3 protein-coding genes, 1 pseudogene and 1 riboswitch are annotated in these 16,537 nt (G+C 41.2%); all 4 genes and pseudogenes read left to right on the top strand.

What is annotated here, in order from left to right; genetic code table 11:
- Positions 1 to 111 precede the first annotated feature (111 nt).
- Positions 112 to 231: pseudogene (locus tag BU038_RS12825) on the top strand (YSIRK-type signal peptide-containing protein); the annotation flags it as partial.
- Positions 232 to 1,558: 1,327 nt separating this feature from the next.
- Positions 1,559 to 14,431 carry an LPXTG cell wall anchor domain-containing protein gene (locus BU038_RS03860; RefSeq protein ID WP_107604897.1) on the top strand — a complete coding sequence of 4,291 codons (12,873 nt, stop codon included), beginning with the start codon at positions 1,559 to 1,561 and terminating at the stop codon, positions 14,429 to 14,431.
- A 183-nt stretch (positions 14,432 to 14,614) separates the two neighbouring features.
- Positions 14,615 to 14,726, top strand: a riboswitch (SAM riboswitch).
- 117 nt (positions 14,727 to 14,843) lie between these two features.
- Positions 14,844 to 15,860, top strand: coding sequence for a methionine ABC transporter ATP-binding protein (locus tag BU038_RS03855; RefSeq protein ID WP_107604896.1), 1,017 nt, complete (start codon positions 14,844 to 14,846; stop codon positions 15,858 to 15,860).
- Position 15,861: 1 nt separating this feature from the next.
- Positions 15,862 to 16,521 carry a methionine ABC transporter permease gene (locus tag BU038_RS03850; protein ID WP_107604895.1) on the top strand — a complete coding sequence of 220 codons (660 nt, stop codon included), beginning with the start codon at positions 15,862 to 15,864 and terminating at the stop codon, positions 16,519 to 16,521.
- Positions 16,522 to 16,537 lie beyond the last annotated feature (16 nt).

The raw sequence follows: 16,537 nt of genomic DNA, 5'->3' as shown, positions 1-16,537 counted from the left end.
TTGCTATACTAAATGGTACAAAACTTTGCTATAATGAGTCGAATGTGAGAGAAAAACAAACATTTTGAAACATTATTATTTTATGTACAAAAGTACTAAACGGAGGACATCATGAAAAAATCAGGCAACAAGCGTTTAGACTTCTTACCGAATATTCATAATAAATATTCAATTCGTAAGTTTACAGTCGGCACAGCTTCTATCTTACTCGGAACTACTTTATTGTTCGGCGCAAGTCGTGACGCAGAAGCATCAGAAACTGATGCACAACAAGCAGAGGAACCTGCCGAACACGGAGCAGATCAAGCAGCTTCAGCTGAGGCCCCTGTTGTAAATCAAGAAACTCAAACGCAACAATCAACACCAGAAGTTTCAACAGCACAACCAACGAATGAATCAAATCAAGCAGCTGTAACATCGGAAGCAAAACCTTCAGATAATACAGCACAAGTAGCACCAACAAATCAAGAAGGTGTTCAAAAGGTAGAAAAAGCTGAGGCAACTTCGCAAACTGAAGCGACTCCTAAAGCTGACTCAACGACAAAAGAAACAGCACCATCTAATGAAGTAAAAACTTCAGAAACAGCTCAAGTAAGCAGTGTACCTGAAAGTACAGTAGATTACTCAAGCTTAAACGATGGCGCAAAAGCACCTGTTGAATTTGTTGAACAATATTTACACTCATCAGATAAAGAAGGTTTAGTTCGTAATCTATTATCTGAAACATATAAGGCACAAGATGTAGACGGCATCTTAAGTAAGTTGAATGTTGATTATAATGCAGTATCAGCAGAAGACTTATTCCAAGATGTCCTACGTGCAGGCATTGAGTATGCCAATGAACAAACATCTAAATATACGGTGTATGCGGTGCGTGCAGCAGCAGATGATCCTAATGCACCGACTGCGGCAGATAGTTTAGCACCTCAAACAAGTCGTGTAGGAGATCCTAATACATCTTCAAATATCGAAATTCCAACAAACGCTTCAGCACCTGAAGCAATCGGTGCACTTAAAGCAAGTGCTTCAATTGATCCGGAAAGAGGGATCATCATCACTGGTTATGGTAAAACGTATATGGGACAAAAACCAGCGAGTTATATTGTTACGGCAAAACCAGACAGAGTTAACAATAAAATGGACTTTGAGATTAAATATTATGCGACCGCTAATACAGGACAAACTCATGCTATTGATTTAGGTGGATTTAGATTTGGTGATGCTTTCCAATTACCAACAAACGTAGAAGGCATCCCAGCAACCGTAGAGATGGTCGGTACTAATGGAGGCCCTACAAAGTCAGTGTTAAAAGAAGGTCTAGCTAAACCTGGTTATCCAGAAGGTTATGCATTAAATGGCCGTCCTTTCCTTACTGATACAGCAATTAAAAATAACGGGTATGCGGATGTTAAATTCAGCTTGCCAGTTAAAAACTGGAATGGTGATTTAAGTGTAGATGGATTTGTAATGATGTTCCCAAATGGAAGTAACTATAGTTCAACACCGGATCCATATTCAACAGCCAACTATTTCAATGAAAAAATGGAAATTGTTTTAGATGGTAATGTTGATTTTTTATATCAGACAAGAGGATCAAAAAATCCAAGAAGCGATTCCTTTTACTAAAGAATATAGAACATCCACAAAAATTCCGGCGGGTACACAACGTGTAGCAAGACCGGGTGTTAACGGTATTAATGAGATTACCAGTACAAATTGGTACTACAAAAATGTTCAATTAGGTAGTACTGTTAAAACCGAAACAAAAATTAAAGATGAAATTCCTGAAATTATTGAATTAGGCGTGGCTGCACCTGCAGATGCAGCTAATAGTTTTATTTTACCTCCGGTTGTAGATCCGAAATTATCTGGAGAAACTGTTGTCACAGGTGAAACAATGCCTTATGCCCCTGTAACAATTACAGTAGGTCTTACAACTTATCAAACAACAGCAGACGCACAAGGTAAATTCACTCAAACTTTAGCTGCACCGTTAAAACAAGGTGAAGTTATTTCAGCAATTACTACTAAGGATGGAAATACAAGTTTACCAGGCAAAACAATTGTGCCTAGAGATGGTCATACACCAGAACTTGCCTATTCTAGCTTGAAAACAGAACAAAATGGTCAACCAGGTACTTTAGTAACAATCACTAATAAAGCAACTGGTGAAAAACTTGGTGAATTCTTTGTTGCAGATGGTACTTCTGTAACTGTTAAGTATACTCAAAGATTACCAAATGGTGATACTAAAGTTACCTTTAGTGATAATAACTCAGTATCTGTTCCAAAGGGAGACCCAGGTGAAAGAGGTCCAGTAGGTCCGATGGGCGATTCAATCACTGTTAAAAGCCAAACGAAATTACCTAACGGTGACACTCTAGTTACATTTACTGATGGTAAAACAGTCACAATCCCGAAAGGAGACAAAGGTGATTCAATTAGAGTAGTTGCAACTCCTGAATCTGATCTTGGTACTACTGTAGAGTTTTCAGATGGCAGTTCAATATTTATCCCTAAAGGTGAACAAGGCCAACCTGGTAGAGATGGTAGAAACGGTAGAGATGGAAGACCTGGAACATCAATCACTGTAGTTTCAATTGATGATTTACCGAATGGTGATAAACAAGTAACATTTTCAGATGGTAACACAGTTGAAATCCCTAAAGGAGATAAAGGTGACACAGGTGCTCAAGGAGCTAAGGGTGACAAAGGTGATACAGGAGCTACAGGTGCAGCCGGAAAAGACGCCGCACCATTAATAGTGACTGGTGAAACAAAAGATGCAGCTGGCAATACAGTTGTTCACTTCAGTGACGGTTCACAAGCTACAATTTCTAAAGGCGACAAAGGGGATAAAGGGGACAAAGGTGATGTTGGTCTTACAGGTGCAGCTGGAAAAGATGCCCTTCCATTAAAAGTAGTAAGAGAAACAAGAGATAGAGACGGTAATACAGTGGTACATCTCAGTGATGGATCATATGTAACAATTTCTAAAGGTGATAAAGGTCAAGATGGTTTAAACGGTGCAGACGGCCAATCAATCACAATCACATCAACAGAACCGCAAGCGAATGGTGATATCAAAGTCAACTTCAGTGACGGCAAATCAATCGTAGTACCAAAAGGTGCTAAGGGTGACAAAGGCGAAGATGCCGCACCGCTAACAGTTGTCAATGAAACAAAAGATGCAAACGGCAATACAGTGGTACACTTCAGCGATGGCAAAACAGCTACAATCTCTAAAGGAGATAAAGGTGATACTGGTCTACAAGGCGCGAAAGGTGAAACAGGCGCAACAGGCGCTGCAGGTAAAGACGCCGCACCATTAACAGTAACTGGTGAAACAAAAGATGCAGCTGGAAACACAGTCGTTCACTTCAGTGACAATTCAACAGCTACTATCTCTAAAGGAGACAAAGGTGATACGGGAGCCACAGGTGCAACTGGTGCTAAAGGTGAAGATGGCAAATCAATCACAATCACATCAACAGAACCGCAAGCGAATGGCGACATCAAAGTCAACTTCAGTGACGGCAAATCAATCGTAGTACCAAAAGGTGCTAAGGGAGATAAAGGCGAAGATGCTGCTCCATTAACAGTTGTCAATGAAACAAAAGATGCAAATGGTAACACAGTGGTACACTTCAGCGATGGCAAAACAGCTACAATCTCTAAAGGTGACCGTGGTGAAACAGGGGCAACAGGTGCTGCAGGTAAAGACGCCGCACCATTAACAGTGACTGGCGAAGCTAAAGATGGCCAAGGCAATACTGTTGTTAGCTTCAGTGATGGATCACATGTAACTATTTCTAAAGGAGATAAAGGCGACAATGGAGCTCAAGGAGCTAAGGGGGACAAAGGTGATACAGGAGCTGCAGGTGCAACAGGTGCTAAAGGTGAAGATGGCAAATCAATCACAATCACATCAACAGAACCGCAAGCGAATGGCGACATCAAAGTCAACTTCAGTGACGGCAAATCAATCGTAGTACCAAAAGGTGCTAAGGGCGACAAAGGCGAAGATGCTGCTCCATTAACAGTTGTTAAGGAAACAAAAGATGCAGCTGGCAACACAGTGGTACACTTCAGCGACGGCAAAACAGCTACAATCTCTAAAGGCGATACTGGCGCAACAGGTGCTGCAGGTAAAGACGCTGCTCCATTGACAGTAACTTCATCTGAAAAAGATGGTCAAGGTAATACATTAGTTCACTTTAGTGATGGTTCTACAATTACTGTAGATAAAGGTGACCGTGGTGAAACAGGGGCACAAGGTGCTAAAGGAGATCCAGGTAAAGACGGTACTTCTATTGGTATCGATAAAATTGAAACATTAGCGGACGGTACAACTAAAGTAACCTTTACTGATGGAAAATCATTTGAAATTCCTAAAGGTCAAGATGGTACTTCAGTTACAATTACTGAAACTAAAACACTTCCTAATGGAAATAAAGAAGTAACATTCTCAGATGGTAAGAAACTTGAAATTCCTAAAGGAGATAAAGGCGATACTGGTGCAACAGGTGCTGCAGGTAAAGACGCCGCACCATTAACAGTAACTGGTGAAACAAAAGATGCCCAAGGTAACACAATTGTGAACTTTAGCGATGGTTCTCATGCGACAATCTCTAAAGGTGACAAAGGTGATACGGGTGCAACAGGTGCTACCGGAGCTACTGGTGAAAAAGGCGGCAAAGGTGATTCAATTTCAATCACAAGTATCACACCACAAGCGAATGGCGATACAAAAGTAGTCTTCTCAGACGGTAAAGAATTAACAATTCCTAAGGGTGCGAAAGGTGACACAGGTGCAGCTGGCGCAGACGCCAAACCACTTACAGTTACAAGCACAACTAAAGATGCAGAGGGTAATACAGTCATCCACTTTAGTGATGGTCAAACAGCGACTGTTTCTAAAGGGGATAAAGGTGAAACAGGTGCGACTGGTGAAAAAGGTGCAGATGGTACTTCAGTTACTATCACAAACACTGAAACAACACCAACTGGTGATACAAAAGTTACATTCAGCGATGGACATGTGATTACTATTCCAAAAGGTAAAGATGGTCAATCTGTAACAGTTGAAAGTTCTGCTCCAGATAAAGACGGTAACACAGTTGTACACTTTAGTGATGGCAGTAACGTTACAATCCCTAAAGGCGACAAAGGTGATACAGGTGTAGCAGGTAAAGATGCAGCCCCATTAACAGTTACAAAAACTGATAAAGATGCAGCTGGCAATACAGTTGTTCATTTCAGTGATGGTTCACAAGCAGTTATCTCTAAAGGAGATAAAGGTGCTACAGGTGCAACTGGCGCTACTGGTGAAAAAGGTGAATCTGTCTCAATTAAGAGCATCGAACCACAAGCGAATGGCGATACAAAAGTCATCTTCTCAGATGGTAAAGAATTAACAATTCCAAAAGGTGCGAAAGGTGACACAGGTGCAGCTGGTAAAGATGCTGAACCACTTACAGTTACAAGCACAACTAAAGATCCAGAAGGTAATACAGTTATCCACTTCAGTGACGGTCAAACAGCAACTGTTTCTAAAGGGGATAAAGGTGATACAGGCGTAGCTGGTGCAAATGGTAAAGATGCAGCACCATTAACAGTAACTGGTGAAACTAAAGATGAAGCTGGCAATACAGTCGTACACTTTAGTGACAACTCAACAGCTACTATCTCTAAAGGAGATAAAGGTGATACAGGTGCGACAGGCGCAACTGGAGCTACTGGCGAAAAAGGTGAATCGGTTTCAATTAAGAGCATTGAACCACAAGCGAATGGTGATACAAAAGTAGTCTTCTCAGATGGCAAAGAATTAACCATCCCTAAAGGTGAAAAAGGTGACACAGGTGCAGCAGGTAAAGATGCTGAACCACTTACAGTTACAAGCACAACTAAAGATCCAGAAGGTAATACAGTTATCCACTTCAGTGATGGTCAAACAGCGACAGTCTCTAAAGGGGACAAAGGTGATACAGGTGCTACGGGTGCACAAGGTGAAAAAGGTGAAACTGGCGCAACTGGTGCAGCAGGTAAAGATGGTACATCTATCACAATCGCAAGTATTGAACCACAAGCAAATGGTGATACAAAAGTTACCTTCTCTGATGGTCAATCTATCACAGTACCAAAAGGTAAAGACGGTACATCTGTGACAATCACAAAAACAGAAACATTACCTAATGGTAATAAACAAGTGACATTCTCAGACGGTAAAACACTAGAAATTCCTAAAGGAGATAAAGGCGATACTGGAGCTGCAGGTGAAAAAGGCGCAGACGGTACTTCAGTGACTGTTCAAAGTTCTGAACAAACACCAGAAGGCACAAAAGTGACATTCAGCGACGGTAAATCAATTACAGTTCCTAACGGTAAAGATGGTGCATCTATTACAGTAAAATCATCTGAACCAAATGCGAATGGCGATACAGTTGTGACATTCAGTGATGGTTCACAAGTTGTGGTTCCTAAAGGCGCGAAAGGTGACACAGGCGCTCAAGGTGAAGCTGGTAAAGACGGTGCTTCAATCACTATCACAGGTACAGAAACTACACCTGAAGGTAACACGAAAGTGAACTTCTCTGATGGTCACTCTATTACAATCAACAAAGGCGACAAAGGTGAAACTGGCGCAGCTGGTGTAGATGGAAAAGACGGCCAATCAATCACAATTACTTCAAGTAAAGTACTTGATAATGGTGATAATGAAGTCACATTCTCAGATGGAACTAAGATTACAATCCCTAAAGGTGCGAAAGGTGATGCAGGTGACTCAATCACAGTTCAAGGCACTAAACCTTTAGAAAATGGCGATATCGAAGTGACATTCTCAGATGGAACGAAAGTAACGATTCCAAAAGGTGCTAAAGGGGATAAAGGTGACACAGGTGCACAAGGTGAAAAAGGTGCAGATGCTACACCATTAACTGTTCAAAGTACTGAAAAAGATAAAGACGGTAACACAGTGATCCACTTCAGTGATGGCGGAACTGCGACAATCTCTAAAGGAGATAAAGGCGACGTTGGTGAAAAAGGCGCGGATGGTACTTCAGTAACTGTTGATCAAATCAACAAATTACCAAATGGTGATTCTGAAGTTGTCTTCAGCGATGGTAAAAAAGTAACAATTCCTAAAGGGGACAAAGGTGATGCTGGACAAGATGCTAAACCTCTTACAGTCACTGGTTCTGAAAAAGATGCTGATGGTAACACAGTCATCCGCTTCAGCGACGGCAGCACTGCCACTGTTTCTAAAGGAGACAAAGGCGATACAGGTGCCGCAGGTGCAGACGGTAAAGATGGTACATCTGTCACAATCACAAGTGTGACACCACAAGAAAACGGTGATACAAAAGTTGTCTTCTCTGATGGCAAAGAAGTAACTATTCCTAAAGGGGCAAAAGGTGACACAGGTGCAGCTGGTAAAGATGCCGCACCATTAACAGTCACTGAAACAACAAAAGACGACGCTGGTAATACAGTCGTTCACTTCAGCGATGGTTCACAAGCTGTCATCTCTAAAGGAGATAAAGGTGAAACTGGCGCAGCGGGTGCGAACGGTAAAGATGGTCAATCTATTACAGTTCAAAATGTTGCTCCTGATAAAGATGGCAATACAGAAGTTACATTCTCAGACGGATCTAAAGTCGTGATTCCGAAAGCCAAAGACGGTGTAGATGGAAAAGACGGTAAAGCAATCACAATTACTGCTACTGAGACAACACCAGAGGGCAATTCTAAAGTGACATTCTCTGATGGTACATCTATCACGATTGCGAAAGGTGAAAAAGGAGATAAAGGTGAAGCTGGTAAAGATGCCGCACCGCTTACAGTCACTGGTACGTCTCAAGATCCTGAAGGCAATACAATCTTAGACTTCAGTGATGGTTCACATGCGACAATTCCAAAAGCCAAAGATGGTGTGAATGGTAAAGATGGACAATCAATCACAATCACTGAAACAGCTGTTCAACCAGATGGTTCAACAAAACTTACATTCAGCGATGGTCATCAAGTCATCATTCCTAAAGGAGAAAAAGGCGACAAAGGTGATCCAGGTACTTCAATCACTATTACAAGTACTGAAACAACACCTGAAGGCGCTACAAAAGTCACATTCTCTGACGGTAAAGTCATCACAATTCCTAAAGGTGCTGATGGTCAATCTGTAACTGTAGATAGTTCAAAACCTGATGCAGATGGCAACACAGTTGTGACATTCTCTGATGGCAAAACAGTTACAATACCTAAAGGTGTGAAAGGTGATACTGGTGCACAAGGTGAAGCAGGTAAAGATGCGGCTCCATTAACAATCACAGGTTCAACGCAAACACCAGAAGGTAATACAGAAGTCACATTCAGCGACGGTTCTAAAGTTGTCATTCCGAAAGCGAAAGACGGTGTAGACGGTAAAGACGGTCAATCCGTTACAGTGACTGGCAGTGAAGTTCAACCAGACGGTTCAACGAAAGTTACATTCAGTGATGGACGTGAAATTGTGATCCCTAAAGGAGAAAAAGGCGATAAAGGTGATGCAGGACAAGATGGTAAGTCTATTACTGTAGAAAACTCTGCACCAGATGCCGATGGTAATACTGTCGTTAACTTCTCAGACGGATCTAAAGTCGTGATTCCGAAAGCCAAAGATGGCGTAGATGGCAAAGACGGCAAATCTATTACAGTCCAAAGCACTGAAACAACACCAGAAGGCGATACGACAGTAACGTTCTCTGATGGTACTGCAATCACAATCGCGAAAGGTGATACAGGTGCTGCTGGCCAAAATGGCGCTGACGGTAAATCAATTACTGTTCAAAGTGTCCAACATGATAAAGATGGCAACACAGTTGTGACATTCTCAGATGGATCAAAAGCTGTCATTCCAAAAGCGAAAGATGGCGTAAATGGTGTAGATGGTACATCAGTTACAATTACTGGAACTGCTATTCGACCAGACGGTTCAGTGAAAGTGTCATTTAGCGATGGTCATGAAGTTGTGATTCCGAAAGGTGCGAAAGGCGACAAAGGTGACGCTGGCCAAAATGGTGCAGATGGTCAATCAATTACAGTCGCAAAAGTAGAACCGCAACCAGATGGTTCAACTAAAGTAATATTTAGTGACGGTAAAGAAGTTACTATTCCTAAAGGAGAAAAAGGAGATGCTGGGGCTCAAGGTGAAGCAGGTAAAGATGCGACACCATTAACAGTTACAGGATCTACACAAACTCCAGATGGCAACACTGAAGTCACATTCTCAGACGGCACTAAAGTTGTCATTCCTAAAGGTGCGAAAGGCGATAAAGGCGATACTGGTGAAGCAGGCGCTGCAGGTCAATCTATTACAGTTCAAGGCACTGAAAAAACACCAGAAGGCGATACAAAAGTAACATTCTCAGATGGTACTACAGTCACAATCGCAAAAGGTGACAAAGGTGACACAGGTGCACAAGGCGTCGCAGGACAAGATGGTAAAGATGGCCAATCAATTACAGTTGCGAAAGTAGAACCACAAGAAAATGGTGATACAAAAGTCATCTTCTCAGATGGTAAAGAAGTCACTATTCCGAAAGGTGCGAAAGGCGACAAAGGTGATACGGGTGCGAATGGCGCAGACGGTACATCTGTGACAGTTAAATCTTCTGAAGTCCAACCAGATGGCAGCACGAAAGTAGTGTTCTCTGATGGTCATGAAGTGACTATTCCTAAAGCACAAGACGGCAAATCAATTACGGTTGATAAAACTGAACCTGATGCTGAAGGTAATATTGTTGTGACATTCTCAGATGGTTCATCAGTCACAATTCCAAAAGGTGCGAAAGGTGATACTGGCGCTCAAGGTGAGGCAGGTAAAGATGCAACACCATTAACAGTTACAGGCTCAACACAAACACCAGACGGCAATACAGAAATCACATTCAGTGATGGATCTAAAGTCGTGATTCCGAAAGCAAAAGATGGTGTAGATGGTAAGTCAATTACAGTTCAAAGTACTGAAAAAACACCAGAAGGCGATACAAAAGTAACATTCTCAGATGGTACTGCAATCACAATCGCTAAAGGCGATAAAGGTGACGCTGGTGCGCAAGGTGAAGCAGGTCAAAACGGTGCAGACGGTAAATCAATCACTGTACAAAGTGTTCAACCTGATAAAGATGGCAATACAGAAGTTACCTTCTCAGATGGATCAAAAGTTGTCATTCCAAAAGCGAAAGACGGCGTAAATGGTATAGATGGAAAATCTATCACAATTACTGAAACAGCTGTTCAACCAGATGGTTCAACAAAAGTGACATTCAGCGATGGACATGAAGTTGTCATCCCTAAAGGCGCAAAAGGCGATGCTGGCGAAGCAGGCCAATCAGTCACAATCGCTAAAGTAGAACCACAAGAAAATGGCGATACAAAAGTCACATTTAGTGATGGTAAAGAGCTTACTATTCCTAAAGGTGAAAAAGGAGACAAAGGTGATACGGGTGCGAATGGTGCAGACGGTAAATCCGTTACAGTACAATCATCTGAAGTCCAACCAGATGGCAACACGAAAGTAGTGTTCTCTGATGGTCATGAAGTGACAATTCCAAAAGCACAAGACGGTAAATCAATTACAGTTGAAAAAACTGAACCAGATGCAGACGGTAATACAGTCGTGACATTTAGTGACGGTTCAAAAGTAACGATTCCAAAAGGAGACAAAGGTGATACTGGTGCAACAGGTGAAGCAGGACAAAATGGTGTAGATGGAAAATCTATCACAATTACTGAAACAGCTGTTCAACCAGATGGTTCAACGAAAGTGACATTCAGCGATGGACACGAAGTTGTCATCCCTAAAGGCGAAAAAGGCGACGCTGGCGAAGCAGGTCAATCAGTCACAGTTGCGAAAGTAGAACCACAACCAAATGGTGATACAAAAGTCACATTTAGTGATGGTAAAGAACTTACTATTCCTAAAGGTGAAAAAGGTGACGCAGGCGCTGCAGGTCAGTCTATAACTGTTCAAGAAACAGCTCCTGACGCTGATGGTAATACAGTAATCACATTCAGTGATGGTACTAAAGTTGTTGTTCCTAAAGGTGTGAAAGGTGATAAAGGTGATGCTGGCGAAGCGGGTCAAAACGGCACAAATGGTCAATCTATCACAGTTCAAAGCACTGAAAAAACACCAGAAGGCGATACGAAAGTAACCTTCTCAGATGGCACTACAGTCACAATCGCAAAAGGTGATAAAGGCGATAAAGGTGATTCAGTTACAGTTGCGAAAGTAGAACCACAACCAAATGGTGATACAAAAGTCACATTCTCTGACGGTAAAGAAGTTACTATTCCTAAAGGAGAAAAAGGAGACAAAGGTGATACTGGAGCACAAGGTGAAGCGGGTCAAAATGGCGCAGATGCGAAACCATTAACAATCACAGGATCTACACAAACACCTGATGGCAATACTGAAGTGACATTTAGCGATGGCACAAAAGTCACAATTCCGAAAGCGAAAGATGGCGTAGATGGTAAGTCTGTGACTATTACTGGTAACGAAACATTACCAAGCGGTGATATCAAAGTTACATTCAGTGACGGACATGAAATCATTATTCCTAAAGGCGCTAAAGGAGATGCAGGTGCATCAGTTACTGTAGTTAAAACTACAAAAGATCCAGATGGCAACACAGTAGTTGACTTCAGTGATGGCAGCAGCGTCACAATCCCTAAAGGAGACAAAGGTGATAAAGGTGAAGACGGTACATCAGTGACTATTACAGGCACAGATGTACAACCTGACGGCTCTACTAAAGTAACCTTCTCAGATGGTCGTGAAATCAACATTCCTAAAGGATTAGACGGTAAATCAGTCACAATCACTAAAGCTGAACCAGATGCAGATGGTAATACAGTGATTGAATTCAGTGATGGTTCTAAAGTCACTGTGCCGAAAGGTAAAGATGGTGTAGATGGCAAATCAATTACTATCACAAATACTGAAAACTTACCTAATGGCGATGTTAAAGTGACATTCAGTGATGGACACGAAGTTGTAGTACCTAAAGGTGCTAAAGGAGATAAAGGTGAAGATGGACAATCTATCACAATTACATCTTCTACAGTTCAACCAGATGGTAATACGAAAGTAGTCTTCAGTGATGGACATGAAATTGTCGTACCAAAAGGCCAAGATGGTAAATCAATCTCTATTGTTTCAACAACGAAAGATCCTAACGGTAATACAGTTGTAGAATTTAGCGATGGTACTTCAGTCACAATTGCGAAAGGCGATAAAGGTGATCAAGGTTTACCTGGTAAAGACGGTATAGACGGTAAATCAGTTACAGTAACAGGTCAAACAATTGATCCGAATGGCAACACAGTTGTGACATTTAGCGATGGCAATACAATCACAGTACCAAAAGGTAAAGATGGTACTTCAGTAACAGTCAAAGACTCACATCCGGACGCAGATGGTAATACAGTTGTGGAATTCAGTGATGGTTCAACGACTACAATCGCGAAAGGAAAAGACGGTCGCGATGGCAAAGATGGCCGTGACGGAGTAGACGGCAAATCAATCACAGTGACTGGCCAAACAATTGATCCGAATGGCAACACAGTTGTGACATTTAGCGATGGCAATACAATCACAGTACCAAAAGGTAAAGACGGAACTTCAGTAACAGTCAAAGACTCACATCCGGACGCAGATGGTAATACAGTTGTAGAATTCAGTGATGGTTCAACAGCTACAATTGCGAAAGGTAAAGATGGCCGAGATGGCAAAGACGGACGTGATGGAGTAGACGGCAAATCAATCACAGTGACAGGCCAAACAATCGATCCAAACGGCAATACAGTCGTGACATTCAGTGACGGCAACACAATTACAGTACCAAAAGGTAAAGACGGCACTTCAGTGACAGTTAAAGGTACAAGCCAAGATCCAGAAGGTAATACAGTAATTGAATTTAGCGATGGCTCTAAAGTGACTGTTCAACGTGGTAAAGATGGCCGAGATGGCAAAGACGGTAAATCAATCACAGTGACAGGCCAAACAATCGATCCAAACGGTAACACAGTTGTGACATTCAGTGACGGCAACACAATTACAGTACCGAAAGGTCAAGACGGTATTTCAGTAACTGTTAAAGGTACAAGCCAGGATCCAAATGGTAATACAGTGATTGAATTCAGCGATGGCTCTAAAGTAACAGTTCAACGTGGTAAAGATGGCCGAGATGGAAAAGACGGTAAATCAATCACAGTGACAGGCCAAACAATCGATCCGAATGGCAACACAGTTGTGACATTCAGTGACGGCAACTCAATTACAGTACCAAAAGGTCAAGACGGCACTTCAGTGACAGTTAAAGGTACAAGCCAAGATCCAGACGGTAATACAGTAATTGAATTCAGCGATGGCTCTAAAGTGACTGTTCAACGTGGTAAAGATGGCCGAGATGGTAAAGACGGCAAATCAATCACAGTAACAGGCCAAACAATTGATCCGAATGGCAACACAGTCGTGACATTCAGTGACGGCAACACAATTACAGTACCGAAAGGTCAAGACGGTATTTCAGTAATTGTTAAAGGTACAAGTCAAGATCCAAACGGTAATACAGTGATTGAATTCAGCGATGGCTCAAGAATTACAGTTCCAAAAGGCCAAGATGGTAGAGACGGTCGAGATGGTCGTGACGGCAGAGATGGTCGCGATGGAAGAGACGCTCAACCAACACAACCGGTATATATCATCAATAACTACATTGATAAAGATAATACGAATGTGATTATCTTCAGCGATGGTCAACGTGTTGATATTCCTTGTGATGTGAACGGTAATGCGATTGTGATTATTGGATATAATCATGATGTGAAAGGTAATGTAATATTACAATGTGCAGATAATACAAGAATTATCGTACCTTGCAGAAAACCAGACACACCAAAAGTAACGATTCCAATGATTCCTTTAGTTCCAGCACAACACAATACTGTGACACCACCAGTACCAACACCAACACCGGTACCAGTACCGAACACAGTGCCAACACCAAATACAGTGCCGGTACCGAATACAGTGCCAACACCAAATACAGTACCAGTACCGAATACAGTGCCTGTATCAACACCAGATACAGTTACACCTGGTGGAAACAGTGGTACACCAACATCGGATACTCATGGTCATACTGGATTCATTGATGTAAATAATGAACATAGTCATAAATTCGTAGGTAAACAAACTACGCATAAAGTGGTTTATCATAATGTAGAACAACCACAACCTAAAGCAACAACAAAACCTAAACAAACAGCTAAAGCTTTACCTGAAACAGGTTCAGACGATACAGCAGCATTAGTTTATGGTGCAATCATGGCTGGTTTAGGTGCAACAACAGTACTTGGATCAAGACGTCGTAAAGAAGAATAAGATTAAGTTCTAAGTATTTAAGAACCGGGCTTCGGCTCGGTTCTTTTTGTTGTAGATAATGTAATCGCTTTCTTATTTTAGATTTTTTGAATTGAATAAATTTATCTAAATTTCTGAAAAATAATGTTGACTTTTTCTGTCAGAGTTTGTAATATATGGAATATAAATGAATTGAATAAAACTATCTTATCCAGAGAGGCGGAGGGACAGGCCCTGCGAAGCCTCGGCAACAGGATTAATTATGAAGATTAATTACTGTGCCAATTCCTACAGTGAAACACTGTGAAGATGAGACGAGCCGATATATGTATCCCGTGGACTTGTTTCATCAGTCCTCGGGATTTTCTTTTTATAAAATTATCTCAAAATAGTTAAGATTCATTTATTTCAAATTATTAAGGGGGATTTACCTATGATTGAGTTCAAGGATGTCAATAAAACATTCCGTAAACGCTCAACGGAAATTCAGGCTTTGAAAGATGTCAGCTTTACTGTAGAACGCCAAGAAATATTTGGAGTTATCGGGTATAGTGGCGCTGGTAAAAGTACGTTAATCCGATTAGTCAATAAGCTTGAAAATGTGACATCAGGAAACATTATTGTGGATGGTCATGACATCAATCAATACAGCAAAAATGAATTGCGTAAAGTGAAGAAAAATATAGGCATGATTTTCCAGCATTTCAATTTATTAAATTCTAAGACAGTATTCAATAATGTTGCGATGCCGCTCATCCTTGAAGGTAAGGAAAAGTCATACATAAAAGAGAAAGTTGACGAAATGCTTGAGTTCGTAGGTTTAGGAGATAAAGGTTCACAGTATCCTAATGAGTTGTCGGGTGGTCAAAAACAAAGAGTTGCGATTGCGAGAGCTTTAGTTACAGATCCTAAAATTCTATTGTGTGATGAAGCAACAAGTGCGTTAGACCCAGCAACCACAGATTCAATCTTGCGATTGTTGAAGAAGGTCAATCGAACATTTGACGTTACGATTTTATTGATTACCCATGAAATGGGCGTGATTCAACAAATCTGCGATAAAGTTGCGGTTATGGAACAAGGTTGTGTTATTGAAATCGGAAGCGTGTTAGAGGTGTTCAGCCATCCTAAAACGAAAACTGCAAAAAGCTTCGTATCTACAGTTATCAGTACAGATATCAGTGATAAGATGATTCATCAATTACCGACTGATGCGGATTATGTGGATGTCAAAGTGTATCTAGAAGGTTCGCAAATTGGATTGTCAGTGATCCAAACATTGATTAAAGACTTCAACTTAGATGTAAATGTTATTTATGCATCGATGTCCGATATTCAAGATACTTCAGTCGGTTATTTAACATTGCGTATCAAAGGTTCAGATGAAAGTAAGCAACGTGCATTTGACTATATGAAACAAAATCATATTGAATTTGAGGAGGTCGTATAACATGCTTGGATCTACATTAGATTCGTCTCTATTAATGGAGGCGCTGTATCAAACGTTATTGATGGTCTCCATTTCATTAGTAATTGGTTCTTTAATCGGGATTCCACTTGGTGTACTGCTTGTAGTCACTAAGAAAGATGGCATTTGGGAAAATGTAGTGATTTATCACATTCTCAATCCTGTCATTAACGTATTGCGTTCGGTACCCTTCATTATTTTATTAATTGCGATTGTACCGTTCACAAAATTAGTGGTAGGTACTTCGATTGGGACAGCAGCCGCAATCGTACCGTTAACAGTTTATGTCGCACCTTATATTGCGAGATTAGTTGAGAACTCATTGTTAGAAGTGAATTCAGGTGTGATTGAAGCTGCGAATGCGATGGGTGCATCACCCCTTCAAATTATCCGTTACTTCTTATTACCTGAAGCATTAGGTTCATTGATTTTAGCATTAACAACTGCAATTATCGGTTTAATCGGAGCAACTGCTATGGCCGGCGCTGTCGGCGGAGGAGGTATTGGTGACTTAGCACTTGCTTATGGTTATCAACGTTTCGACACAATCGTCATTGTGATTACAGTAGTAATTTTAGTTATTATGGTTCAGCTGATTCAATCTTTAGGGAACGTATTAGCTAAGAAAATTCGTAGAAATTAAACAAGTAAAGGGGAAG

It is taken from the genome of Staphylococcus simulans, assembly GCF_003043455.1.
In the GTDB taxonomy this organism is placed as follows: Bacteria; Bacillota; Bacilli; order Staphylococcales; family Staphylococcaceae; genus Staphylococcus; species Staphylococcus simulans_A.
Note: the sequence above shows the minus strand (reverse complement) of the source record. Positions and strands in the feature narration are given on the sequence as shown.